Source organism: Paractinoplanes lichenicola (assembly GCF_016785085.1).
In the GTDB taxonomy this organism is placed as follows: domain Bacteria; phylum Actinomycetota; class Actinomycetes; order Mycobacteriales; family Micromonosporaceae; genus Actinoplanes; species Actinoplanes lichenicola.
Window position 1 is genome coordinate 1 of sequence record NZ_JAENHO010000024.1, and the last position, 23,234, is coordinate 23,234.

23 protein-coding genes are annotated in these 23,234 nt (G+C 71.1%); 14 read left to right on the forward strand and 9 right to left on the reverse strand.

From position 1 onward, the window contains the following. A partial coding sequence (locus JKJ07_RS47230) for a helicase-related protein (protein WP_268919459.1) occupies nucleotides 1-1,744 on the reverse strand: 1,744 nt, incomplete at its 3' end. Nucleotides 1,745-1,909: 165 nt separating this feature from the next. Between JKJ07_RS47230 and uraD the strand changes: the two genes are divergently transcribed. From uraD to JKJ07_RS47265, 7 genes are all read left to right on the forward strand, one after another. After that, the gene (gene uraD, locus JKJ07_RS47235) at nucleotides 1,910-2,416 is read left to right on the forward strand and encodes a 2-oxo-4-hydroxy-4-carboxy-5-ureidoimidazoline decarboxylase (RefSeq protein WP_203078450.1); all 507 of its coding nucleotides are present in this window, start codon (nucleotides 1,910-1,912) and stop codon (nucleotides 2,414-2,416) included. After that, the gene (gene uraH, locus JKJ07_RS47240) at nucleotides 2,406-2,768 is read left to right on the forward strand and encodes a hydroxyisourate hydrolase (RefSeq protein ID WP_203078451.1); all 363 of its coding nucleotides are present in this window, start codon (nucleotides 2,406-2,408) and stop codon (nucleotides 2,766-2,768) included. The genes uraD and uraH overlap by 11 nt, the downstream gene beginning before the upstream one ends. 6 nt (nucleotides 2,769-2,774) lie before the next feature. Further along, nucleotides 2,775-3,635, forward strand: a complete 861-nt coding sequence (gene pucL / locus JKJ07_RS47245; protein WP_203078452.1) for a factor-independent urate hydroxylase — start codon at nucleotides 2,775-2,777, stop codon at nucleotides 3,633-3,635. Further along, complete coding sequence (locus JKJ07_RS47250) at nucleotides 3,632-5,062, forward strand: 8-oxoguanine deaminase (RefSeq protein WP_203078453.1); 1,431 nt, start codon at nucleotides 3,632-3,634, stop codon at nucleotides 5,060-5,062. The genes pucL and JKJ07_RS47250 overlap by 4 nt, the downstream gene beginning before the upstream one ends. A gap of 272 nt (nucleotides 5,063-5,334) precedes the next feature. Further along, complete coding sequence (locus JKJ07_RS47255; protein WP_203078454.1) at nucleotides 5,335-6,813, forward strand: DUF1996 domain-containing protein; 1,479 nt, start codon at nucleotides 5,335-5,337, stop codon at nucleotides 6,811-6,813. A gap of 155 nt (nucleotides 6,814-6,968) precedes the next feature. Next, nucleotides 6,969-8,516 (forward strand): malate synthase A, encoded by a 1,548-nt coding sequence (aceB, locus tag JKJ07_RS47260; protein ID WP_203078455.1) that lies wholly within the window; start codon nucleotides 6,969-6,971, stop codon nucleotides 8,514-8,516. A 75-nt stretch (nucleotides 8,517-8,591) separates the two neighbouring features. After that, entirely contained in the window at nucleotides 8,592-9,731 is a 1,140-nt protein-coding gene (locus JKJ07_RS47265) for a DUF6986 family protein (RefSeq protein ID WP_203078456.1), read from the forward strand. A gap of 135 nt (nucleotides 9,732-9,866) precedes the next feature. Here the strand turns inward: JKJ07_RS47265 and JKJ07_RS47270 are convergent, their stop codons facing one another. Together JKJ07_RS47270 and JKJ07_RS47275 are read right to left on the reverse strand one after the other, a co-directional pair. Further along, nucleotides 9,867-10,016, reverse strand: a complete 150-nt coding sequence (locus JKJ07_RS47270) for a hypothetical protein (protein WP_203078457.1) — start codon at nucleotides 10,014-10,016, stop codon at nucleotides 9,867-9,869. Further along, nucleotides 10,004-10,462 carry an alpha/beta fold hydrolase gene (locus tag JKJ07_RS47275; RefSeq protein WP_203078458.1) on the reverse strand — a complete coding sequence of 153 codons (459 nt, stop codon included), beginning with the start codon at nucleotides 10,460-10,462 and terminating at the stop codon, nucleotides 10,004-10,006. The genes JKJ07_RS47270 and JKJ07_RS47275 overlap by 13 nt, the downstream gene beginning before the upstream one ends. A 131-nt stretch (nucleotides 10,463-10,593) precedes the next feature. On the opposite strand from JKJ07_RS47275, the gene JKJ07_RS47280 reads away from it, so the two are divergent. Both JKJ07_RS47280 and JKJ07_RS47285 read left to right on the forward strand, forming a co-directional pair. Further along, the gene (locus JKJ07_RS47280; RefSeq protein WP_203078459.1) at nucleotides 10,594-11,562 is read left to right on the forward strand and encodes an outer membrane protein assembly factor BamB family protein; all 969 of its coding nucleotides are present in this window, start codon (nucleotides 10,594-10,596) and stop codon (nucleotides 11,560-11,562) included. A gap of 37 nt (nucleotides 11,563-11,599) precedes the next feature. Then, entirely contained in the window at nucleotides 11,600-11,821 is a 222-nt protein-coding gene (locus JKJ07_RS47285; protein ID WP_203078460.1) for a hypothetical protein, read from the forward strand. On the opposite strand, the gene JKJ07_RS47290 is transcribed toward JKJ07_RS47285, so the two are convergent. From JKJ07_RS47290 to allB, 4 genes are read right to left on the reverse strand one after another with little or no spacing between them, the layout of a single operon-like run. Then, a complete protein-coding gene (locus tag JKJ07_RS47290; protein WP_203078461.1) occupies nucleotides 11,794-12,117 on the reverse strand; it encodes a TfoX/Sxy family protein in 324 nt (107 codons plus the stop codon). The genes JKJ07_RS47285 and JKJ07_RS47290 overlap by 28 nt on opposite strands. A 9-nt stretch (nucleotides 12,118-12,126) precedes the next feature. Next, nucleotides 12,127-12,708 carry a dihydrofolate reductase family protein gene (locus tag JKJ07_RS47295; protein WP_236031451.1) on the reverse strand — a complete coding sequence of 194 codons (582 nt, stop codon included), beginning with the start codon at nucleotides 12,706-12,708 and terminating at the stop codon, nucleotides 12,127-12,129. Between the two features lie 19 nt (nucleotides 12,709-12,727). Further along, on the reverse strand, nucleotides 12,728-13,717 hold the full coding sequence (gene alc / locus JKJ07_RS47300; RefSeq protein ID WP_203078462.1) for an allantoicase: 990 nt from the start codon (nucleotides 13,715-13,717) through the stop codon (nucleotides 12,728-12,730). Further along, nucleotides 13,717-15,033, reverse strand: coding sequence for an allantoinase AllB (gene allB / locus JKJ07_RS47305; RefSeq protein WP_203078463.1), 1,317 nt, complete (start codon nucleotides 15,031-15,033; stop codon nucleotides 13,717-13,719). Before allB ends, alc begins: the two co-directional genes overlap by 1 nt. A gap of 199 nt (nucleotides 15,034-15,232) precedes the next feature. Here allB and JKJ07_RS47310 point away from each other — a divergent pair, with 199 nt between their 5' ends. Both JKJ07_RS47310 and JKJ07_RS47315 read left to right on the forward strand, forming a co-directional pair. Next, on the forward strand, nucleotides 15,233-15,967 hold the full coding sequence (locus JKJ07_RS47310) for a hypothetical protein (protein ID WP_203078464.1): 735 nt from the start codon (nucleotides 15,233-15,235) through the stop codon (nucleotides 15,965-15,967). Further along, nucleotides 15,952-16,329: a cupin domain-containing protein gene (locus tag JKJ07_RS47315; RefSeq protein ID WP_203078465.1), complete on the forward strand. Its 378-nt coding sequence runs from the start codon at nucleotides 15,952-15,954 to the stop codon at nucleotides 16,327-16,329. Before JKJ07_RS47310 ends, JKJ07_RS47315 begins: the two co-directional genes overlap by 16 nt. On the opposite strand, the gene JKJ07_RS47320 is transcribed toward JKJ07_RS47315, so the two are convergent. Then, nucleotides 16,324-17,379, reverse strand: a complete 1,056-nt coding sequence (locus JKJ07_RS47320; protein ID WP_203078466.1) for a hypothetical protein — start codon at nucleotides 17,377-17,379, stop codon at nucleotides 16,324-16,326. The genes JKJ07_RS47315 and JKJ07_RS47320 overlap by 6 nt on opposite strands. Nucleotides 17,380-17,433: 54 nt before the next feature. Between JKJ07_RS47320 and JKJ07_RS47325 the strand changes: the two genes are divergently transcribed. The 3 genes from JKJ07_RS47325 (at nucleotide 17,434) to JKJ07_RS47335 (ending at nucleotide 20,703) form a co-directional block, all read left to right on the forward strand. Further along, the gene (locus JKJ07_RS47325; protein ID WP_203078467.1) at nucleotides 17,434-18,582 is read left to right on the forward strand and encodes an aminoglycoside phosphotransferase family protein; all 1,149 of its coding nucleotides are present in this window, start codon (nucleotides 17,434-17,436) and stop codon (nucleotides 18,580-18,582) included. A 64-nt stretch (nucleotides 18,583-18,646) separates the two neighbouring features. Further along, nucleotides 18,647-19,843, forward strand: coding sequence for an aminopeptidase (locus JKJ07_RS47330; protein ID WP_203078468.1), 1,197 nt, complete (start codon nucleotides 18,647-18,649; stop codon nucleotides 19,841-19,843). Next, nucleotides 19,843-20,703, forward strand: a complete 861-nt coding sequence (locus JKJ07_RS47335) for an NAD-dependent epimerase/dehydratase family protein (protein WP_203078469.1) — start codon at nucleotides 19,843-19,845, stop codon at nucleotides 20,701-20,703. The genes JKJ07_RS47330 and JKJ07_RS47335 overlap by 1 nt, the downstream gene beginning before the upstream one ends. Here the strand turns inward: JKJ07_RS47335 and JKJ07_RS47340 are convergent. Beyond that, the gene (locus JKJ07_RS47340; RefSeq protein WP_203078470.1) at nucleotides 20,610-23,141 is read right to left on the reverse strand and encodes a sel1 repeat family protein; all 2,532 of its coding nucleotides are present in this window, start codon (nucleotides 23,139-23,141) and stop codon (nucleotides 20,610-20,612) included. The two genes, JKJ07_RS47335 and JKJ07_RS47340, sit on opposite strands and share 94 nt — an antisense overlap. Between the last annotated feature and the right edge of the window lie 93 nt (nucleotides 23,142-23,234).

Sequence of the window (23,234 nt, forward strand, 5' to 3'; positions counted from 1 at the left end):
CGCCACGCGTCTCACTGCTACGCGCCTCCCCGCCACGCGTCTCACTGCTACGCGCCTCCCCGCCACGCGTCTCACTGCTACGCGCCTCCCCGCCACGCGTCTCACTGCTACGCGCCTCCCCGCCACGCGTCTCACTGCTACGCGCCTCCCCGCCACGTGCCGAGCTGTCGAGGGCGGAACGGGTCGCGTCCGGCGCGGGTGTGGAGGTGTCGGGAGCGGCGGCCGCGTCGGTGACGTCGGGGACTGATTCGTCCGACGGGTTTCGCTGCAAGGCCGCGGTCAGGCGGGTCACCTCGGTGCGCCAGGCCGGGTCGCGGTTGCCGCGGGCGCGGCGCCAGGCGGTGGTCAGGTCGTCGGTGGCGGAGCGGTCGTCGTCGAGCAGGGCGACGATCTCGGCAGCCCGGCGGGAGCCGACCGCGGGAGCGCCGTCGAGCAGGGCCCGGGCCAGGCGGGGATGCAGGCCCGCGTCGGCCAGGGCACGGCCCCGGGCGGTCACACGACCGGCATCGTCGACCGCGCCCAGGTCGCGCAGCGTGGCCACGGCGGACTGCAGGGCACCGGCCGGCGGCTGGTCGGGCAGTGACAATCCGCTGCCGTCGGGGTGACCCCACAGGGCCAGGTCGAGCGCGAAGCCCGTCAGGTCGGCGGCGGCGATCTCGGGCTCGGGCTGGGGCGGGAGCCGGTCGTGCTGGGTCTGCGACCAGCAGCGATAGACCCGGCCGGGCGCCTCGCGACCGGCTCGGCCCGCGCGCTGCACGGCCGCCGCCCGCGACACCGGCACCGTGGCCAGGGCGCCCAGGCCACGGGCGTGATCCATGCGGGGGACCCGGCTGAGGCCGGCGTCGACCACCGCCCGCACGCCGGGGACGGTCAGGCTGCTCTCGGCGACCGCGGTGGCCAGCACCACCCGGCGCCGCGAACCCGGGCGCAGGGCGGCGTCTTGCACCGCGCCGGGCTGGCGGCCGTGCAGCGGGATCACCTCGGCCCCGCACCCGCCCAGCCGGTCGGCCACGGCGTCGATCTCGCGTGCGCCGGGCAGGAAGACCAGCACGTCGCCCTCACCCTCGGCCAAGGCCCGGCGGGTCGTAGCGGCCACGTGGTCGAGCAGGCGCGGATCGACCCGCAGGCCCAGCGGCGGCGTGATCGGGCCCGGCGGCGGAGTCCAGAACTCGGCGACCGGGAAGACCCGGGCCGACGCCGTGACCACCGGGGCCGCGCCCAGCACCTCGGACAGCCGGCCCGCGTCGGCCGTGGCCGAGGTGGCCAGCAGGCCCAGGTCGGGGCGGAGGGCGGCCCGCACCTCGATCAGGAAGGCCAGCGCCAGGTCGGTGTCGAGGTGGCGCTCGTGGCACTCGTCGAGGATCACGACCGCGGTGCCGGCCAGCTCGGGGTCGCGTTGCAGCCGCCGGACGAGGACGCCGGTCGTCACGACCTCGACCCGGGTGGCCCGGGAGACCTGGCGATCGCCGCGAACCGTATAACCGACCTGAGCGCCCGGCTTCTCACCCAGCAGCGCGGCCATGCGGCGGGCGGCGGCGCGGGCGGCCAGGCGGCGGGGCTCGGCCACCACGACCCGGCCCTTGAGCGCCAGCGGCACTAACGTCGTCTTGCCCGTGCCGGGCGGGGCCACCAGCACCGCCGAGCCGTCGCCGGACAACGCCGCGCGAACCCGCGGCAGGACCGGACGGATCGGAAGGTCGGGCAGAGCGTCGTCGGCGATGAGCACGCGACCATCCTGTCCCATGGGTCCGACAAAACCCCGCCGTTGTCCACAGCCCCGGAGTTATCCACAGGCCCCAGAAAACTGTCGGCCCGGCATGGCAAGGTGTGCGGCACGAAGCAACGTCGGGGAATGAGTGCATCGGGCCGCAAAGGCCTGATTGACTGATCGACATAGGAAGGGGTGCCGATGGACGCGGTCGAGGTGTTCAACTCGCTGCCCGACGCCCGCCTCGAGCAGGATCTTCTCGCCTGTCTGGCCGCCCCCGCGTGGGGTGCCAAGATCATGGCCCAGCGCCCTTATGAGCGGCGTGCCGACGTGCTCGCCGTCGCCGGCGCCGCCACGCAGGCCCTGAGCTGGCCCGAGGTGCTCACCGCCCTCGCCGCCCACCCGCGAATAGGCGAGCGTGCGGGCGGCGCCTCCAAGGAGTCCGCGTGGTCCCGCCGCGAGCAGTCGACGGCCGCGGCCAGCGCCGACGAGGTCACCAAGGCGGCGTTGATCGAGGCCAACCGGGCGTACGAGGAGAGGTTCGGTCACGTGTTTCTGATCTTCGCCAGCGGGCGTACGCAGGAGGAGATCCTCGCCGCGGCCCGCGAGCGGCTCGGCAACGACGAGGCCGCCGAGCGTGAGGTCGTCGTCCACGAGCTGCAGGCGATCGCCCTGCTGCGACTCGAGCGGGTGCTCGATGCCCTCTGACGACGGCACGGAGCCCGAGTTCCACGCGAAGATCTCGACGCACATCCTCGACACGATCAGCGGCGAGCCGGCCCGCGATGTTTATGTGCGGTTGGAGCGACGCGACGCGCAGGGGTGGGGGACGATCGCCGAGGGGCGCACGGACGACGACGGCCGCTTGCGCTATCGGGTTCCGTTGCACGAGTGGCAGGCGGGTGGCTATCGCCTGTCCTTCTACGTCGAGCCCTACCTGGGGGCCGACTGCTTCTTCCCGGAGATCACGGTCGCCTTCCACGTCCGCGACCCCGAGCGGCATTATCACGTGCCGCTGCTGCTCAGCCGTTACGGATACACGACCTATCGAGGGAGCTGAACGCGCGTGGCGATCGTGCTCGGAGAAAACCGCTACGGCAAGGCCGAGACGCGGCTGGTTCGCGTCACCCGCGACGGCGAGACGCACACGCTGGCCGATTTCAACGTCAGCATCGCCCTCTCCGGCGACCTGGCCGCGACCCACCTGACCGGCGACAACTCGGGCGTGCTGCCCACCGACACCATGAAGAACACGGTGTACGCGTTCGCCAAGGAGCACGGCGTGGGCGAGCCCGAGGAGTTCGCGTTGCGCCTGGCCCGGCATTTCGTCGAGACCCAGACGCAGATCCGCGCGGCCCGGGTCGGCATTGAGTCGCTCGCGTGGCAGCGGCTGGGGCCGCACTCGTTCAAGCGACAGGGCGACCACACGCGTACGGCGGAGGTCACCGTCACCGTCGAGCAGACCCAGGTGGTCAGCGGGATCTCCGGGATGGTGCTGCTCAACTCGACGAATTCGGAGTTCCACGGCTACCCGCGCGACAAATACACGACCCTGCCCGAGACCACCGACCGCATCCTGGCCACGGCGGTCGACGCCCGCTGGCGGCACCTGCACGACACGACCGACTGGGGCAAGTCGTTCCCGGGCGTGGTCGACGCTTTGACCAGGGCTTTTGTCTACACGCACAGCCTCTCGCTGCAGCAGACGCTGTTCGCGATGGGCAGTCAGGTGCTCACCGACCAGGCCGAGATCGCCGAGATCCGGCTCGCGCTGCCCAACAAGCACCACTACCTGGTCGACCTCTCGCCGTTCGACCTGGCCAACGACAACGAGGTCTTCATCGCCGGCGACCGGCCGTACGGGTTGATCGAGGGCACCGTGACCCGCGACGACGTCCCGCCCGCGATCACGGAGTGGTATCCGTGATCGTCATCGAGAACGTCGCCGTCGCCACGGTCGATGCCTCCGACACGTATCACGCCGACGGCCACGTGGTGATCGGCGCCGACGGCCGCATCACCGCCGTCGGTGCGGGACCAGCGCCAAACGGGCCGCCCGGCGGGGCAGGGGCGCTGGGCGGGGCAGGGACGCCGGGCGGGGCAGGGGCGCCGGGCGGGGAAGGAACGCCGGGCGAGGTCAGGCGGGTCGACGGTTCGGGCTGCCTCGTCACACCCGGGCTGATCAACACGCATCACCACCTCTACCAGTGGGCGACCCGCGGCCTGGCCGTCGACGAGACGCTGTTCGGCTGGCTGACCACGCTCTACCCGATCTGGGGCCGGCTCGACGCCGAGATCGTCGGGGCCGCGGCCGGGGCCGGGCTGGGCTGGCTGGCCCTCTCCGGCTGCACGACGTCGATGGATCACCACTACGTCTTCCCGCGCGACGGCGGCGACGTGCTCGAGGCCGAGATCGAGGCGGCCCGGCGGGTCGGCCTGCGCTTCCACCCCACGCGCGGCTCGATGGATCTCGGGCGCAAGGACGGCGGACTCCCGCCCGACAACATCGTCGAGAGCACCGAAGACGCCCTCCTGGCCACCGAGAAGGCGATCGACCGCTGGCACGACCCGTCCCCGGGAGCGATGCTGCGGATCGCGGTCGCGCCCTGTTCGCCGTTCTCGGTCACCGAGCGGCTGATGAGCGAGGCCGCCGAGCTGGCCCGGCGCAAGGGCGTCCGGCTGCACACCCACCTGGCCGAGACCGACGACGAGGAGGACTTCTGCCGCGAGCGGTTCGGCTGCACGCCGGTCGAGTATGCCGAGCGGCTCGGCTGGCTGGGCGACGACGTGTGGCTGGCCCACGGCGTGCACCTCGACGACTCGGCGATCGCGAAGCTGGGCGCCACCGGCACCGGAGTCGCACATTGCCCGAGCTCGAACGCGCGGCTCGGCGCGGGCGCGGCCCGGGTGCGCGAGCTGCTCGACCATCGCGTGCCGGTCGGCCTCGGCGTCGACGGCTCGGCCTCGCAGGAAGCGGCCCACCTGGGGGAGGAGCTGCGGCAGGCGCTCTACACGGCCCGCATCCGGGGCGGACCGGCGGCGATGAACGCGCGGGAGGCTTTGCGCCTGGCCACGATGGGCGGCGCCCGCTGCCTGGGCCGGCAGGACGAGCTGGGTTCGCTCGAACCGGGCAAGCTGGCCGACCTCGTCGTGTGGCGGCTCGACGGCCTCGGGCATGCGGGCATCGACGACAAGCTGGCCGCGCTGGTGCTCGGGCCGGCCGCGCCCGTCGAGCTGGCGCTGGTCGGCGGGCGGCCGGTCGTCGAGCGGGCCGACCTCGTGCACGCCGACGCCGAGACGCTGGCCCGGGAGGCCGTCCGCGCCCATCGGCGCCTGCTCGACAGCGACCGTTGACCCGCGGCCGCCCGCCCGGGGACGGCGAGCGCGGCTCACGGCGTACGGGGGAAGGTTGTCACGGTCTGTGGTTGATCGAACTCGTGTGGCATTTAAGGAAGACTTAAGGCGGAGACCCCGGAAAAATGTTATTGAGAATCGATATCGCGGCGACCTGCGACGCCTCGAATGGCAATTCCTAATTCTTTCTCCACGCGTTGAAAGAACGCTCTGACCTCTGCATACTCGCTCTCGAAACGGCCCCGGAACGGCAGAGACGAGAGAGCAAGACAATGCGGACTGACCCCCAACACGTCGCCCCGCCCAACCCCCGCAATCGTCGCCGCGTCACCCGCGTTGTCCTCGGCGCGGCTGTTGCGCTGGCGGTCGGGGGCAGCGGCGTCTACATCGCCACCGCGAACGCCGCCGAGACCGTCGTCCCCGGGCGGCTGCAGGCCGAGGCCTTCTCGGCCCAGTCCGGCGCGCAGACCGAGAACACGGGTGACCAGGACGGCGGCAAGAACGTCGGCTGGCTCGCGAACGGCGACTGGCTGCGCTACGACAACGTGACCGTCGGCAGCACCGTCACGGCCCGGATCGCCTCCGACAACTCCGCGGGCGGCTCGATCGAACTGCGGCTCGGCTCGCCGACCGGCACGCTGCTGACCACGATCCCGGTGACCAAGACCGGCGGCTGGCAGAAGTGGGTCACCAAGACCGCGACGGTAAAGGCGCCGACCGGCACGCAGAAGCTCGTCGCCGTCATGAAAAGCACGCACAAATCGGACTTCGTGAACGTCAACTGGTTCACGTTGGGCGGAGCCGCGACCACGCCGACCACGCCGACGACGCCGCCCACGACAAAGCCGGCCACCCCGTCGACGACCGCGCCCACCACGACGCCACCGGCCACGACCGCCGGCTGGGTCGTGATGGACCAGGCCAAGTGGAAGGCCCAGCTGGCCGAGTTCAACGCCATGAAGCCCAAGGCGATCACCGGCAACCCCGTACGGGTGGCCGAGTTCAACGCCTCCTGCAAGGTCAGCCACGCCGCCGCGGACGACCCGATCGTGCTGCCGGGCCTGCCGGGCGGATCGCACATGCACTCGTTCCTCGGCAACAACGCGACGGACGCCTTCACCACGACCGACACCCTGCTGAAGAACACCGGTTCGAGCTGCAAGCCGGACGACGACCACTCGGCGTACTGGATCCCGAGCCTTTACGAGAACGGCCAGAAGGTCGAACCGCACGGCGTCACGGTCTACTACGGCTCACGCCTGCCCGACCCGACCAAGACCATGCCGCTGCCGCAGGGCTTCCGGATGGTCGTCGGCGACGCCAAGCGCCAGGTCGCCACGCCGAAGGGCGCCAACGGGCAGTTCTGGTGCGCCGGCGCCGGTGGCGAGATCGGTCGCAGCACCGACGGCAACTGGCCGGTCTGCGCCAAGACCGCCGAGCTCACCTTCCACCTGACCTTCCCGGACTGCTGGGACGGCGTGCACCTGGACAGCCCCGACCACAAGTCGCACACCGGCCCGGCCGACTCGTCCGGCAAGTGCAGCGGCAAGTTCCCGGTCGCCATCCCGTCGATCGCCTTCGTGATCGGCTACCCGACCTCGGGCTCGCCGGCCGGCTTCAAGCTCGCCTCGGGCATGGCCAGCTCGATGCACGGCGACGTCTTCGCCGCCTGGGAGGACGCGGCCCTCGGCCACCGGGTCAAGGACTGCCTGGTCCAGAAGGCCAAGTGCGACACCAACGGTAACCACTGATTGCCGGTGCGGGCGCCCACCGTCCCCAGGCCGCCCGCACCTCTAGGAAAGCGCCCATCTTCGCCGGGACCGCGGAGGTGGGCGCTTTCCTGCCGACAGCCCCCGGCTCCACTACGGTTTAACAAGCAGAGCCGCATCGAGGGGAGCCGTCGACGATGACCGAGATCCTGTCCGACGAGGCCGTGGCGTTCGTCGCCGAGCTGAACCGGCGCTTCCGTCCGCGGCGTAATGAGCTGTTGCGGGCCCGGGGGGAGCGCCGGGCCGCGATCGCCGCCGGTGGGTCGCTCGGCTTCCTGCCCGAGACGGCCGACGTGCGCGCCGCCGAGTGGACTGCCCCGCCGGCGCCGGCCGACCTGCGGGACCGGCGCGTCGAGATCACCGGCCCGACCGAGCGCAAGATGACCATCAACGCGCTCAACTCGGGGGCCAAGGTGTGGCTGGCCGACCTGGAGGACGCGAACACCCCGCACTGGTCGAACGTGGTCGACGGCCAGCAGAATCTGCACGACGCGATCCGGCGCACCATCAGCCTCGAGACACCCCAGAAGACGTACGAGCTCAAGGGTGGTCCTTACCCGACGATCGTGATGCGGCCCCGCGGCTGGCACCTCGACGAGCGCCACCTGCCGGTCGACGGCGAGCCGGCCGTGGGTGCGCTGGTCGACTTCGGGCTCTACTTCTTTCACAACGCCAAGGAGCTGCTCGAACGCGGCAGCGGGCCGTATTTCTATCTGCCCAAGATGGAGTCCCACAAGGAAGCCGAGCTCTGGAACGACGTCTTCACGTACGCGCAGGAGACGCTCGGCATCCCGGTCGGCACGATCCGGGCCACGGTGCTGATCGAGACGATCCCGGCCGCGTTCGAGATGGAGGAGATCCTGCACGCGCTGCGGCCGCACATCTCCGGGCTCAACGCCGGCCGCTGGGACTACCTGTTCAGCATCATCAAATACTTCCGCGACAACCCGTCGATGGTGCTGCCCGACCGCGCCTCGGTCACGATGACCGCGCCGTTCATGCGGGCGTACACGGAACTGCTCGTCTCCACCTGCCACCGCCGCGGCGCCTTCGCGATGGGCGGCATGGCCGCGTTCATCCCCAGCCGGCGTGACCCCGCGGTCAACGAGGTCGCGCTGGCCAAGGTCCGCGAAGACAAGGAGCGCGAGGCGGGCGACGGGTTCGACGGCTCCTGGGTCGCCCACCCCGACCTCGTACCGGTCTGTCAGGAGATCTTCGACCGGGTGCTCGGCGACAAGCCCAACCAGCTCGACCGGCTGCGCCCCGAGGTCGAGGTCACCGCCGAGCAGCTGCTCGACGTGGCGGCCACCCCCGGCGAGGTCACCGAGGACGGGCTGCGCAACGACGTCTCGGTCGGCCTGCAATACCTGGAGGCGTGGCTGCGCGGCAACGGCGCCGTGGCGATCAACAACCTGATGGAGGACGCGGCGACGGCCGAGATCTCGCGCTCGCAGCTGTGGCAGTGGATCCACAACGGCGTACGGCTGCCCGACGGCACCGAGATCACGGCCGACCTCGTGGGCCGGATCGAGGACGAGGAGCTGGCCAAGATCCGGGAGGCGATCGGCGACGAGGCGTGGGGGCAGAGCCGCTTCGACGACGCGCGCAAGCTGTTCGAGCGGGTCGCGCTGGCCGACGACTTCGCCGACTTCCTCACCACCGCCGCCTACGACTCGATCGACTGATGCGGCTCACCGGCGCTTCCCGCGACGAGGTCGGCTGATGCGGCTCACCGGCGCTTCCCGCGACGAGGTCAACTGATGCGGCTCACCGGCGCCGATTACGACGAGGTCGACGGCCGGCTCGCCGCCCACGACGCGTTCCTCGCGGCGCGCTACCCGGGCGAGCGGGCCGACCGGCAGCCCGTGCACACCGTCTACATCCCGGCCGACCGCCTCGACGGCTTCCGCGAGTGGGGCGACGAGGCGCTGCGGGCGATGGACGAGCACGACTTCCCGTGGTCGGTGCCGGGTGTCCGCGAGAAGCTGGCCCGCGAGCCGATCGAGGACTTACGGGTCGACTTCGAGGACGGATACGGCGTCCGCGACGACGACCAGGAGGACGCCGCGGTCCGCAAGGCGGCGGAGATCCTGCGCGCCGGCGACCGCCCGCCCTTCCTCGGCCTGCGCGTGAAGTCGCTCGAAGCCACCACGCGCCGCCGATCGCTGCGCACGCTCGACCTGTTCCTCTCGTCCTATCAGGACGACCAGTTCATGCTCACCCTGCCCAAGGTGAGCGGCGCCGAGCAGGTGGCCACGTTCGCCGCGCTGCTCGACAAGCTGGAGCACGCCTACGGTCTGGCCCACGGAACGCTCCGCTTCGAGATCCAGATCGAGCTGCCGTCGGCCGTGCTCGCCGCCGACGGCACCGCCACCGTCACCCGCCTGCTCACCGCCGCCGCCGGCCGCTGCACCGGCCTGCACTACGGCACGTACGACTACAGCGCCGCCGCCGGCATCGCCGCCGCGTATCAGGCGATGGACCACCCGGTCGCCGACCACGCCAAGGCCGTCATGCAGGCCGCCGCCGCCCAGACCGGCGTCCGCCTCTCCGACGGCTCCACCAACATCCTGCCCGTCGGTTCGCGCACCGAGGTGCAGGAGGCGTGGACGATCCACCACCGCCTGGTCGCCCGCTCCCTCGAACGCGGCTTCTACCAGGGCTGGGACCTCCACCCGGCCCAACTGCCGACCCGCTACGCCGCCACCTATGCCTTTTTCCGCGAGGGCCGCGACATCGCCGTCACCCGCCTGCAGCGCTACCTCGCCCGCGCCGACAGCGGCATCGCCGACGAGCCCGCCACCGCCCGCGCCCTCGCCTCCTACCTGCTCCGCGGCCTCAACTGCGGCGCCCTCGAGGATGCCGTCTTCACCCGGGAACAGCTGCTCGAGTTCCTTTAACACCAATGCCCCCGTACGAGTCGTCGGGCGGAACAACCGCACCATCGCGAACCCGGCGCGCCTCGCGGCCCCGACTTTGGTCACGGCCATAGCGCGCCCTCCGGCCGTGGCGGTGGCTCACGTGTGGGCTGCCGGTCAAGCCGCCGACCAGAACCGGGCCAGCACAGTGTTGAACGCGTCGGGTTGTCCGCGCTGCGGTTCGTGGGCCGCGCCCGGAATCCGGGTCAGCTCGGCGTCGATCCGGTCGGCGGTCGAGGTGCAGACGGCTCGCATCAAGTCGGCCATCCCCGGCAGGTCGCCAGTGGGAAGGAGATCCCAACCGCGGCAACCGTGTGCGCACAAGGCTCGACCATCACCAGCGACCGCACCAGATCGGGCCGAGCCGCAGCAGCCAGCATCGCCACCGTGCCCCCGTAGGAGTGCCCCACCAGGTGAACACCGCGCGGCCCCGCGCCCGACATCAACACGAGGAGATCAACGGCGTCGACCGCATAGTCACTGGTGATCTCCAGACCATGATCGTCGCCGACGGACGAATCGTTGGCCTGACTTCGATCCAGGTCCGGGCTGTCGCCGAAACCACGCCGGTCCGGCAGCAGAATCCGGCGGCTTCGAGCGAGCGCCCGCTGAAACTCGAACGCCCGCAACGCCCAAGAAAACGTCCCGTGCACGAGAACCGCCGGCGCCGCCGACGCCGGCCCGTCCCATTCGTTCACGTGGATCGGTCGCATTACCGCACGCTAACCAACGTCCGCGGTGCAGGCGTGCCCGGCCAGACCAACACCACCACCCGGCCTGCGGAAGTGAAGAGCCCCGCCCGATCCGGTGGCGGGGCCGCCGCGGACAGTGCGAGCATGCCGTGGTGATCGTCTGGACGCGGCCGCTGCACGTACGGTCGGAAGCGGTCGCGGTGTCGCCGGACGCGCTGATCGTGGCCGAGCGACTCACGCGTCTGGTGCGGCTCGACCCGCGCACCGGCGACCAACTGTGGGAGCAACGCGTCGAGGACTGCTGGGGAACGGTCGTCCGCGCGGGTGACCGGTGCTTGTATCTGAGCCAAACGGGCATCCTGCGCTGCTTCGATCTCGGCACCGGCGACCCGCTGTGGTCGGTCGGCGGCCTGCGGGAGCGGCGTTACGTCACCGTCAGCGGCAGCGCTGTCTTCGTCGGTGGCTGGCGCGGCTACCACCCGTTGGAGCGGCTGTCACTCGTCGACGGCTCGTCCCTGCCGTTGCCGAGCCCGGTTTCCGGCCGCCTCTCGTGGCCGGTGTCGATTCCTGGCCATCAAGCGGTTCTGGTCGCCGCCTCCGAGAAATCCGCCCTGTACGTCGTCTCCGGAACCGGCATCCGCCAGTTTGAGCACCCGCTGGAGGACTTCCGGCTGAGCCATACCGGCGACGGCGGCCGCATCACGTTCGTTGCCGGCTCCCGGACGGTCATGGATTTCACCCTGGAGTCAGGCGTCCGCTTGCTGTGGCGGAACGACCGTGACCTGGCCCCGGCCCACCGGCCGATGCTCGACGGCGACACGCTCTGGCTGGTGGACGACGCCGGGCTCGCCGTGGTCGGCCTGGCCGGCCGGACCGTCGCGCGACTGCGTCCGGGCCGGTTCCGTGCCGTCACGTTGCTGGCCGGCCGGCCGCTCGCGGTTGTGAAAGGCCGGCCAGGAGTCGTGTGGGCGGACCGGCCGGGGGATTACCGGGTGTGCCCACGCCAGGTTGACCGATTCTTCCCGGGTCACGGCGAGTTGATGCACGCCGTGGGCAAGGGCCATCTCGTCGCGTTGGACCGGTCAGGAATCGAGAAGCGGGTGGGCGGCGGTCGGTTCTAGCGTGGCCTGCGTGAACGAGACGACTGGGAGGTTCGGGATGAAGACGTGGGTTCGGCAGGCGCATCGGTGGATGGCGGCTCTTTTCACGGTGACGGTGGTCGTGACGACCGTGGCCATCACCGTGGGTGGTGAGTCACTGTTGTGGGTTTCGTATACGCCGCTGTTGCCGCTGGGCATCTTGTTCTTCTCGGGTCTCTACCTCTACGTGCTGCCCTACCGCGCGAAGCGCCGTCACTTGGCGGGCAACCCGGTCACGTAGTCGAGCGCCTCGGCCAGCCAGGAGTCGAGGGCGGCGTCGTCGAGGTGGTCGCCGGCGACGAGGAGCCAGCTTTTCATCACGCGGCCGTTGCCCTCGAACGGGCGGACGCCGGGGCGGCTCATGGCGGCCTCGACCTCGGGCACGCCGAGCCGCACGATCAGCGCGTCGCCGGTCACGCCGACGGTCATGTTGCCGTTCGTGAAGAAGGCCAGGCCGCCGAACATCTTGCGTTCGGTGACGGCCGGGTCGGTGAGGCGGTCGCGCAGGCGTTGGGCCAGCACCTCGTCGTATGCCATGGCGGAAAGCTACCGCAGCACCTGGTACGTCAGGTGGGTCACCGCGCGGCCGGCCACGATCGCCGGGTCGGAGAGGCGTACGGGGGTGTCGCCGAGCGCGTCGAAATAGCGGGTGCCCCGGCCCAGCAGCACCGGCACCAGCGACACCACGATCTCGTCGAGCACCTTGGCGGCCAGGTATTGCCGGATCAGGCTCGGGGTGGCCACGACGACGTCGCGGTCGCCGGCCGCCGCCCGGGCCGCCTCGAGCGCGACGAGGGCGTCGTCGTGGAACGTCGTGCCGGGCCGGGGCCAGCCGTCGGGCACGGAGTGGCTGACCACGAAGACGGGACAGCCGACCGGGTGCCGGCCACCCCAGCCCTGGGCCAGGTCGAAGTTGCGGCGGCCGGTGAGCAGCGCGCCGATGCGGCCGCCCGCGAAGACCGGGCGCAGGAACTCCGCGCTGGCCTCGCTGACCCGGAACTCGCCTCCACTAAATGGCATAACGACGTCGCCGTTGAAATACCAGCCGAAGAGCTCGTCGACACCGTCGTTCTCGTCGGCGACGAAACCGTCGAGGGACATGGACATTTCCGCGATGAGTTTGGTCATGCCCGGTGGTCGGAGCGGGTCAGCCGGTTTCGACATGACGGCGGAACTGGTTTTCGAGGAAACCCTCGACCGGCCGTCCGTGCAGGCGCAGCCGGGCCATGCCGCCGTCGGGATAGATGTCGAGCCGGGCCGCGGCGGCGACGCGACCGGGTCGTACGGGGAAGCGGTGTGGGGTGTCGGGACGCAGGGCGGTACGGGGCAGGATGTCGAACCACTCGACGCCGTCCTCGGTGCCGCGGACGGTGGCCCAACCGGGGGCGTTGCCCTTGAAGTGGGTGGTGTCGAGGTCGACCAGCGCGATCTCGGCCGGGGCGGCCAGCCGGACCGTCAGCCAGTCGTTGGCGTCGTCGCGGCGGCGGGACGTCTCCCAGCCGTCGCCCATGTGCTGGGCCAGGCCGGGCATCAGCATGTTCTCCGGGTGGCCGTAGAACATGTTGCTGCACTCGGTGATCCGCGCCCCGTGGGCGAGGGCGGCCACGTCGACGACCTCGGGCAGCAGCCGCGGATCGGGGACGACCGTGCCGTGCACCCGCAGCCGGGCGACGCCACCGTCCGGGAAGATCGTCAGCCGTACGTGGGTGAACCGCCGGTCGCTCGTGACGGGGAACAGGTTGCGGCTGTCGCCCGCGAGCGGGGATTTCGGCACCAGCGGCGTCCACTCGGCGGCGGCCAGCTCGGCCGGGGCCGGATAGCCCTCGGCGGCCAGCCCGTCGATCGCCGCGTGGGGCGGATAGTTGCCGGTGAAGAAGGCCGTGTCGACGTCGACGCCGCGGATCACGCCGGGCGCGCCGAGCCGGACGATCGCCACGTCGTGACCCGGCTCGCGGCGCCGGCGGGTCTCCCACCCGTCGTACACCTGGCCCTTGTGGTCGAAGGTGCGCGGCGCGAAGACCGGCGGGGCCGGAAGCACGAGGTGGTCGGCCGCCGCGAAGAACTCGTCGTCGGCGTGGACGACGCCGCCGCCGAGCGCGCGCGAGGCCAGATCGGGCAGCGTGGCGAAATCCTCCATCAGGCGTCCTTCCGCGTCAGGAACCGTCCCCGTGCCACGTCGCCGGTCACGGCGTGCCCGCGCAGCCAGGTGGTGCGCACGACACCCGAGAGCTTGCGGCCCGCGTACGGCGTCACGGGGTTTTTGTGATGCAGCCGGGCCGGCTCGACGACGAACGTCTCCTCCGGGTCGAACGCGACCAGGTCGGCGTCGGCGCCCACCTCGATGCGGCCTTTGGCGCGCAGCCCGACCAGGTCGGCCGGGCGGCGCGCCATCCAGTCGACCACGTCGGCCAGCGCGTGACCCCGGGCTCGGGCCGATGTCCAGATCACCGGCAGGCCCAGCTGCACCGACGCGATGCCGCCCCAGGCCGCCGCGAAGTCGCCGGTGTCGCGTTTCTTGAGCTCGGGCGTGCAGGGGGAGTGGTCGCTGACGACGCAGGTGATCAGCCCGTCGGCCAGGGCCTGCCAGAGCAGGTCGGCGTTGGCCGCGTCGCGGATGGGCGGGCAGCACTTGAACTCGGTCGCGCCCGCGGGGATGTGGTCGGCGTCGAGGGTCAGATAGTGCGGGCAGGTCTCGGCGGTGACCGGCAGGCCCTCGGCGCGGGCGGCCGCGATCAGTGGGAGGGCTGTGGCCGCCGAGAGATGCAGGATGTGGACCCGGCTGCCGGTCCGGCGGGCGGCGTCGACGGCCGTGGCGACCGCGGCGTGCTCGGCCTCGACCGGCCGCGACGCGAGGAACTCCGCGTAGGTCGCCTCGCCGGGCAAATCGCCCAAATAGTCAGGGTCTTCGGCATGGACAACAAATAGGACATTTCGCACGGCGATCATCGCGGCGGCCAACTGAGGCGCAGACAACGGCGGAAATTCCGGCACACCCGAATCGGCCAGGAAAGCCTTGAAACCGAAGACTCCAGCATCGTGCAGAGCCGGCAGCGAGGCGGAATTGCCGGGGATGGCCCCACCCCAGAACCCGACGTCGACGAAGGTCTGCCCCTCGGCCGCCGCCTGTTTGACCCGCAGCGCAGCGACGTCGACGGTCGGCGGCAGGCTGTTGAGCGGCATGTCGATGATCGCCGTGACGCCCCCGGCCGCCGCCGCCCGGGTGGCCGAGGCGAACCCCTCCCACTCCGTACGCCCCGGCTCGTTCACATGCACATGCGTGTCGACCAGGCCCGGCAGCAGCGCGGTCTCGCCCAGGTCGGTGTCGACCTCGGTGTCGAAGACGTCGTCGTAACCCCCGACGGCCACGATCGTGCCGCCCTCGATCGCCACGGCGGCCGCACACTCGCCGCCACCCGTGACCGCCCGTCTCGACCGCAGAACCAGCTCGACCATGGAGCCGACACTAGCGCCTGTTTCGTGGCTGTGGCGGGGCTGCGGCAGGGCCCAGATCCCGCCTGGCGGCGTCCCGCGAAAACCCGGTTCCAACCCCGGGAGCCGGGCTTCCACGGGCCACCACCAGACGAAATCTGGACCCGGCCTCGCACCCACCCCAGCCACGAAACAGACGCTAGCCGTCGCGTATGACAGAAAGGTGGCTTGGACGACTTCGACGAGCGTGCGCGAATTCCTGGACGCGGCGGGCGGTTTCCTGCGGGCCCGGCCGATCGACCACACGATGCTGCTGACCGAGGCTGCCTATCTCGAGGCCGTCCCGACCGCCCGTGACCAGCTCTACGGCTGGTGGAGCGGTGGCGGCGCCTTCCTCCGGGCGCCCGGTCATGCGCCGATCGTCTCGCTGCTGCCCGACGAGGCGTGGGGGCCGCTCGCGGCGCTGCTGCCCGGCGTGACCGAGGTCGGCGTCGACGCGCGCTCGCTGCCGGGGGCGACCGCCGCCTGGCCCGGGCTCGGTGAACGGTTCCGGGTCTCGGTCTGCCGGGCGCGATCGCAGCCGGTGCCTGCCTCGGGACGGGCCCGCAAAGCCACGCCCGACGACCGTGACCTGCTGGTCGGCTGGTATCACGAGCTGATGGCGGCCAACCCGGGCGACCCGAGCGAGCTCGCCTACGTGGTCGACTTCCCCATCACGTACGGGGGCCTGATGCTCTGGGAAACCGAAGGCGAACCCACGGCGATGGCGAGCCGCACCCCGGTCATCGGTGGCGTGACCCGGGTCGGCGCCGCTTATGGCATCGACGCTGCAGCCGCTCTGGCCGCCGTCCGCGCCGAGGCCGCCACCGTCGCGTCCGATGTCCTGACGCTCACCACAGCCGAGGATTGTGCGCCCGTGCTCCAGCGGGTCACGCTGGGGACATGGACAAGCCCGTGAACATCCAGGCCGCCCTGGCCAGTTTTGACGAGGTCTACAGCCCGCGGATCGTGACGCGGATGAACGACTACGACGTGCGGATCGCCCACGTGAAGGGGGAGCACGTCTGGCACGTCCACGAGCACACCGACGAGTTCTTCCTGGTGCTCGACGGTCGCTTCGACATCGAGCTGCGCGGCCGCGAGACGGTGACGCTCGGCCCCGGCGACGTGTTCGTGGTGCCCGCGGGGGTGGAGCACAAGCCGTCCTCGCCGGGCGGGTCGATCCTGATGTTCGAGCCGTCCGGCACCGCGACGACCGGCGACCGGCACGAGGGCGAGATCCCGGATCACGTGCACAGCACGACCGGCCAGGAGCTATGACGCCGGGGCGACCCGTCCCGCCCACTGCACGGCCTCGGCCGCGGGCAGCACCCGGTTGAGCGTGACCTCGGGCTTCATCAGGGGATAGGTGCGGCCGATGTTCCAGCTGCGCTCGTACGGCGGCGGGTCGAGCACCACCACGCGATGATCGCCGAGCAGCGGGATGTCGGCCGGCCGGCCCTCGTTCCAGATCGTCTCGCCGGTCGCGTCGGCCAGATAGAACTGCCCGTGGATCGGCTCGGGCGGCGACAGCTCGCCCTCGGTCGCCGCGGCCACCCACGACGGGTCGGGCGGGGTGCCCGGCAGCAGCCCGCGGGCCGGCGCGCCGATCAGGGTGGCGGCGAGCAGCGTGTGCAGCTGGAAGTTGTCGCCCACCCCGCTGATCGTCAGGTCGTACGCCTGCTGGGTCGGCCGGTGCAGCACCAGCAGCGGCTCGTCGTCGAGCACCTCGAGCAGGCCGTGCAGCCAGGCCGCGTCGTCGGAGTGCGGCACCATCGCGGCCGTCGCCGCCATCAGGCGCTCGCGCTGCGGCAGGGCCTGGCGGGCCGGCTTCTGTTGCAGGGGCAGCAGCAGGGCCGGAATCCAGTCCTTGACCGTGAACCAGGCCTGGGTGATCTCGCCGGCCTCCTCGACGGTCAGCCCGCCCGCCGCCTGGGCCACCCGTTCGCGCAGGTCGCGATAGTCGTCGGCGGAGGCCGGGGCGGCCACCCGGTCGCCCAGCTTGTCGGCCAGCACCCCGAACTGCGCGGCCAGCTCGAGCCCGGTCGCCAGCCGGTCGGCCAGCACCGGCAGCACCGGCGACGGGTCGGCGCCCTGCTCGATCAGCCCGGCCACCAGCGTGGCCAGCAGCCCGCCGTTGCCCAGCGCCACCTGCTCCAGGGCGGGGATCAGCGGCGTCAGGGCGGCGTCGAGCTCCGGCTGGTCGGCGTGCGCGAGACGGTCCACAATGGCGCGATAGCTGCGGGTCGAGGCCCGCGAGTCGAGTCGGATCACGGCGTCGGCCAGGCCGGTGCAGAGCTCGGGCAGGGCGGTCCCGGGGCGTCCCAACATCCGCGCATCGTATGTCACCCGGCTGTCACCGGGGACCCGCTACGGTTCCGGGTCATGACGAGAACCGTGACGCTGGTGCTGGTCGAGCCCGACGGCACCGTGCTGGGGCAGGCCGAGCCGTTCGAGGCCGACGTCCCGTGGTGGCAGGAGGTCGGCGGTTTCGGCCGCGACGTCCAGGTGCTCCGCCTGCTGGGCGCCGATCTTCCGGCGCCCCCCGGCGGCCACGTCACCTATCTGGCCGAGGTCACCGGCGGCTTTCCCGGCCAGATCAACCCCACTTCCCCGTACGAGGTGGGTCCGCACCCCCTCCGGGCCGCGTATGCGGAGGTGGGAGGTCCCGCCGCCTCGATCGAGTGGGCGACCGCGCTCGCGCCCGGCACCACCGCGCAGCAGAAACGCACCTGGAACCTGTCCGCGATCTGGCGGCTCGACGACAAGGACGGTCACCCGGTCGCCTGGCTCAAACAGGTGCCCCGGTTCTTCGCCCACGAGGCGTACGCGTTGCGGATGGTCGCCGCCGTCGCGCCGCATCTGGTTCCCGAGCTGATCGCCGACGGGGAGCACGGGCGCATGCTGCTGGCGCACGCCCCCGGCGAGGATCGGTACGGCGCCGGCCCCGAGCTGTGCGCCGAGATCGCCGCGGCGTTTCATCCGATCCAGGCCCATTTCGCGGCCGACCCGGCCCTGCTCGCCGGCATCCCCGACGCCCGTCTCGAGGTCGCGCCGTTCGCGCGGGTGGCCGAGCCGCACTACGCGACGATCCCCGGGCTGCAACGGCTCATCGACGACCTGCCCGCCCGGTTCGCCGCGATCGCCGAGTGCGGCCTGCCCGACACGCTTGTGCACGGCGATCTGCACCCGGGCAACGCCCGCACCGACGACCAGGGCCGGCTGACCATCATGGACTGGGGCGACTGCACATACGGGAATCCGGTCTTCGACATTCTGCGGCTCACCGACGGCCGCACCGGCGGTTTCGCGCCCCACGACGAGACGCTGGCGGCTTGGGCCGACCGGTGGAAACAGACCGTTCCCGGCTGCGATCCGCTGCGCGCGGCCGAGCTGATGCGACCGGTGGCGCCGCTGCGGTCCGCGCTGATCTACGCCACGTTCCTCGAGAACATCGAGCCCTCGGAGTGGCCGTATCACGCCGCCGACGTGCCGGAACGTCTCGCCGCAGCAGTGGCCGAAACGATTCCATAAGGAGCGTATCGGGGGCGTAACAGTATGGACACCGAAGTGCCCTGTTTGATCTACCCTTCCCCGCATGGTGGTGATCGAGCGGTTCGCGGAGCTTGTCGTGCGGGGTGGCATCAACGTCCAGCCGGGCCAGGGCGTGGTGTTGTATACCGATACGGCCCACCTCGAGATCGCGCGGGCCCTGACCGAGGCGGCGTACGCGGCGGGCGCCGGCTGGGTCGAGCCCATCTGGTCCGACGGCCCGATGCGCCGCTCGGCAGTGCGGCACGCCACGATCGAAAACCTTTCCGCCGTACGCCCGTGGGCCCTCGCCCGCATCGAGGAGTGGCGCGACGCCGGGGCGGCGTGGATCCGGCTGCTCGGCGAGCCCGACCCGCACCTGCTCGACGGTCTCGACCCGGCCAAGGTCGCCGCCTCCCCGGCCGAGGAGACCCAGGCCATGCGCCGGGCCGTGTTCAACGGTATGCGCTGGACGGTCGTCGGCGCGCCCAACCCGGGCTGGGCCCGTCAGGTCTTCGGCGAGCCGGACGTCGAGCGGCTGTGGAAGGCGGTCGGCACGGCCATGCGGCTCGACCTCGAGGACCCGGTCGCCGCATGGCAGGAACGGGCCGAGATGCTGGCCGAACGCGGCCGCCAGCTCGACGCGCTGGAGCTGACCGAGCTGCGCTACTCGGGCGAGGGCACCGACCTGACCGTGGGGCTGCTGCCGGACAGCCGTTGGAAGGGCGGCGGCCTGGTCGACGCCGACGGCGTGCCGTATCTGCCGAACATCCCGACCGAGGAGGTCTTCACCAGCCCCGACCGGCGCCGGGCGGAGGGCGTGATCCGGGTGACCCGGCCCGTCGTCATCGCCGGCCAGGTGATCACCGGGCTCCGCGTCACGTTCGCGGGCGGCCGGATCACCGAGGTCGCGGCCGACGACAACGCCGACGTGGTGCGGGCCCACCTCGACACCGACGAGGGCGCCCGGCGGCTGGGCGAGGTCGCGCTGGTCGACCGGGACAGCCGCATCGCCCGTACGGGGGTGGTCTTCCACAACATGCTGTTCGACGAGAACGCGGCCTGCCACGTCGCGTGGGGCCAGAGCTTCCCGTTCGCGGTCGCCGGCGGCGGCGCGATGACCGAGCAGCAGCGCGCCGACCTGGGCCTCAACATGTCGAGCGTGCACACCGACGTCGTGATCGGCGGCGAAGGAATCTCGGTTGCGGGCCGTGGCCCCCGCGGTACGGTCGAGATCATCCGCGACGACGAATGGGTGCTGTGATGCGCGTTCTCCTGCTGGGCGGCACCGGTTTCGTGGGGCGGGCCGTGACCGACCTGCTCGACGAGCCCACCCTGTTCAACCGCGGCACCGACGACAACTTGTTCCCCGGCGTCGAGCGGCGCCGCGGCGATCGCGAGACCGGTGACTACGCGTCGCTGGCGACCGGCGAGTGGGACGCGGTGGTCGACACGACCGCCTACTACCCGTGGCAGGTGCGTCAGGCGATGGACGCGCTGGGTGACCGCGTGGGGCGTTACCTGTTCGTCTCGAGTCACGCCGTCTTCGCCGGGGCGGGGCCCGACCTGCGTCCCGCCGACTACGACGCCGCGCCGCCGCTGACCAACGACAACTACGGCCCGGCCAAGGTGGCCTGCGAACAGGAGGTGGTCGCCCGGTTCGGCGCCCGGGCGACGATCGTGCGGCCGGTGAAGGTGGCCGGCCCGCACGACAACCAGAACGGCCTCACCGACTGGGTCCGCGCGGCCGTCCGGGGCGGCCGTTTCGAGCTGCCCGGCGACCCGGCGCAGCCCGTCCAGCTGGTCGACTCCCGCGACCTGGCCCGCCTGGTGCTCTCGCTGCTGACCGACGACCGCGGCGGCGCCCACACGGCGGCCGGCCCGTCCACCGACCTGGCCGGGCTGATGGCCCTGTGCGCGGCCGCCGCCGGAACCGAGGTCGAGATCGTGCCGGTGGCCGAAGAGTCGTATTTCCCGCTGGTCAAGCCGCGCGAGCTGTGGGACACCCAGAACCGCTCGCCGGCCGAGGGTCAAACGGTGACACTCCTCGAGACAACCGTTCGCGACGTTCTGTCCTGGATCGCCGGCAGCAGTACTGGGCTGTCGAAGTCCCATGGTTCCTGAGGCGCTCCGCCGCCGTCTATTCCGAAATGACGGACATTGTGCGCGCCGTCAGGATCGCCGGACGATTCGAGCAACAGGGTCAGATGAACCAAGGCATTGAGATCGCCCCGGTTCGCGGCTTCGCAGTACAGCTCAAGCGCTTCGCTCGGGTGACCGGCCCGCTCGCGCCGCCGGCCGAGGCTGCTCAAAATGACGGGGTTCCCTCGATCGGCCGCCGCGCGACCGAGACGGATGGCCCCGGGCACGTCGTCAGATGCCTCACGCCGTAGCGCCAGCCGGCTCAGAATGCCGGTGTAGCCGAGGTCGGCCGCCCGATGTGCTGCCGCTTCCGCACCTTCATGATCGCCCTCCTTCTCGCATCGCCGGGTCAGATCGGCGAGTGCGACGGCGGCACGGTCAACGGAACGTTGGCGTAGTCGCCCCACATCGCCGCGGTTGAAAGTGGGTTCGGCCGCAGCACGACGTGCGCGGCGCGGATCGCTCGTCGGAGTTCGCTCGGCCGGGGAGAGGCTCCCGCTGGTTGCGAAGACCAATGTGCCGTCAGCGGCAGCGGGGTCGCCCTGCGACGTGGCTGAAGGGCCATTGAGCCGAGCCAGCGCCCGTGCCGCACGAGCATCACCGTGGTCGGCAGCCTGCTGGTAAAGACCGGAGGCGGCGGGAAGCTTGCCGCCTCGCTCGCGTTGGAAGGCGAGAGCGGTCAGGGCTCCGGCATGGTCGTGACGACCGGCCTGTTCGTAGATTCGAGTGGCCCCGGATTTGTCACCTGCTTGTTCGCGTAGTCGTGCCATGGCGACGAGAGCGTCGACGTCGCCCAGCTCGGCGGCCGCTCGGTAAAGCAGCGCGGCGTCCCGGTAACGGCCACGGCGTTCGGCGGCTTGGCCGAATGCCTGCAGCGTGGGCACATCCTCGATGACAGACACGGCGGCATCCCAGAAACTCGACGGCGGATACACACCAAGCCGTGACGGCGTACACACCTGTTCCAGATAATCCGCCAGCCGGTATGTCGGACCGCCGTTCGCGTGCGGTTCGCCAGGACGGGGGCGCAGACTGGTCAACGGTCCACGGGCGCCGTTGCAGGGCGCCGCCAGGTAGTCGAGAACTTGCTCGAGCCAGCCGCTGCGGCCGTCCCGTGCCCATTGGTCGTCGTCGAGATATCCCGGCGCTGCCTGCTCGAGCAGCGCGAGGGGAATCGCCGGAGGGTGACCGAGGCGCCGCGCGTCGATGGCCACATCGAGAACGGCCCGGGCGGTCGGCCGTGCTTTGAGATAGCGGTCGAACAGGAGCGGTGCCCCAGCCAGATACTGAGTGATCCGGCCACCCGAGGCGTACGCGCGTGCATGGTTCAACTGAGGATCATCGCGGCCGGCCAGATCGGCCTGATCAGCGGCGGTGAAGGAGTCCGGCACGTCGATGTCGGTGCCGCCGAGCAGTTCGCGTGCCTGAGCCTGGGGGTCGGCCAGGCCTGTCTCCGGGCGGCCGGTGATTGCTGTCCAGTGGTTCGGCCACATGGTCGCCAGAACCAGAACGGGGCCAGCGTCTTTGGCTGCCAACAGGGTGCGTAGACCAGCGGCTACCCGTTCACCGAGACGTGAGTCCGGCGGAGCCAAATACAGCTGGGCCTCGTTCAGCCAGACGATGGTGCGGGCGCCGACCCGTCCGATGTCTTCGGCTGCCGCCTCAGGCCGGGTCGGGTCGAACGGGTGCCAAATCCGCCATTCTTCCCGACTGTGACTGCCGATGTATTGCACGAGCTCCCAGCAGGCGCGGGTCTTGCCGGTCGATGACTCACCTACCAGCGTGATCATCCGCCGTGCTCCGGCCAGAACTTCATCGGCGATGCGCTGAAGCCGCCGATCGTGTGACCGTTCGACATAGGCCGGCAGGATCGACTGCTGGTCACTCCCAGGGATGTCGATAGCTCGGTGAACCTCGAGTGCGATCGGGTCGCACTCGGCGACCAAATGTCCCAACGGCGGCGACCCGGATCCGTCAGCCGAGACGTCTTGTGCGTCCGGTGCCGGTCCTTGGTGTTCAGGATCCTCGGATCGACGGCGGGCGCCTCGACGTGCGGCCTTCGCGCTCGCGTGGAGCTGTCGCCAATCGACCGGACGGGCGACGAACGTCGGTCGACGCCGGGCCAGCACGGTCAAGTGAGTGATCAGGCGTCGGACGGTTGCTGGATCATTGGGCACCGACTTGCCGGTCAGCCAGTCGCTGAGTGTCTGCTTGGCCAGCTTGACCGGCGGATCCCACCGCGCCGCGGCCCTGCTCAGCGCCTCATGCGTCGGCGAGCCGGCCGCCTCGTAGAGCCATGCCAACTCCTCGGTGAATTGGGCGTCCGCCGCAATGTCCCGACCGTTCATTGTCGTCCCCAGTGACGCACCGTCCGGTCCGGACCCGAACCGGATGTCCCGGATTCGCCCCTTGAGCAGCACATTCCGTAACAGTACCGACACGTGTGGTCGATCACGAACCTTCCAACGGGCTGTGCTGAGGGCAGACCTAGCCGACCCGACCGAAGGGCTGAC

Bases quoted from the DNA above. Each gene is read 5' to 3' on its own strand.
- uraD (WP_203078450.1), top strand. From the start codon at position 1,910: ATGGACGCGGTCGAGGTGTTCAACTCGCTGCCCGACGCCCGCCTCGAG.
- uraH (WP_203078451.1), top strand. From the start codon at position 2,406: ATGCCCTCTGACGACGGCACGGAGCCCGAGTTCCACGCGAAGATCTCG.
- JKJ07_RS47255 (WP_203078454.1), top strand. From the start codon at position 5,335: ATGCGGACTGACCCCCAACACGTCGCCCCGCCCAACCCCCGCAATCGT.
- aceB (WP_203078455.1), top strand. From the start codon at position 6,969: ATGACCGAGATCCTGTCCGACGAGGCCGTGGCGTTCGTCGCCGAGCTG.
- JKJ07_RS47265 (WP_203078456.1), top strand. From the start codon at position 8,592: ATGCGGCTCACCGGCGCCGATTACGACGAGGTCGACGGCCGGCTCGCC.
- JKJ07_RS47270 (WP_203078457.1), bottom strand. From the start codon at position 10,016: ATGGCCGACTTGATGCGAGCCGTCTGCACCTCGACCGCCGACCGGATC.
- JKJ07_RS47275 (WP_203078458.1), bottom strand. From the start codon at position 10,462: ATGCGACCGATCCACGTGAACGAATGGGACGGGCCGGCGTCGGCGGCG.
- JKJ07_RS47285 (WP_203078460.1), top strand. From the start codon at position 11,600: ATGAAGACGTGGGTTCGGCAGGCGCATCGGTGGATGGCGGCTCTTTTC.
- JKJ07_RS47290 (WP_203078461.1), bottom strand. From the start codon at position 12,117: ATGGCATACGACGAGGTGCTGGCCCAACGCCTGCGCGACCGCCTCACC.
- JKJ07_RS47295 (WP_236031451.1), bottom strand. From the start codon at position 12,708: ATGACCAAACTCATCGCGGAAATGTCCATGTCCCTCGACGGTTTCGTC.
- alc (WP_203078462.1), bottom strand. From the start codon at position 13,717: ATGGAGGATTTCGCCACGCTGCCCGATCTGGCCTCGCGCGCGCTCGGC.
- allB (WP_203078463.1), bottom strand. From the start codon at position 15,033: ATGGTCGAGCTGGTTCTGCGGTCGAGACGGGCGGTCACGGGTGGCGGC.
- JKJ07_RS47315 (WP_203078465.1), top strand. From the start codon at position 15,952: ATGGACAAGCCCGTGAACATCCAGGCCGCCCTGGCCAGTTTTGACGAG.
- JKJ07_RS47320 (WP_203078466.1), bottom strand. From the start codon at position 17,379: ATGTTGGGACGCCCCGGGACCGCCCTGCCCGAGCTCTGCACCGGCCTG.
- JKJ07_RS47325 (WP_203078467.1), top strand. From the start codon at position 17,434: ATGACGAGAACCGTGACGCTGGTGCTGGTCGAGCCCGACGGCACCGTG.
- JKJ07_RS47330 (WP_203078468.1), top strand. From the start codon at position 18,647: ATGGTGGTGATCGAGCGGTTCGCGGAGCTTGTCGTGCGGGGTGGCATC.
- JKJ07_RS47335 (WP_203078469.1), top strand. From the start codon at position 19,843: ATGCGCGTTCTCCTGCTGGGCGGCACCGGTTTCGTGGGGCGGGCCGTG.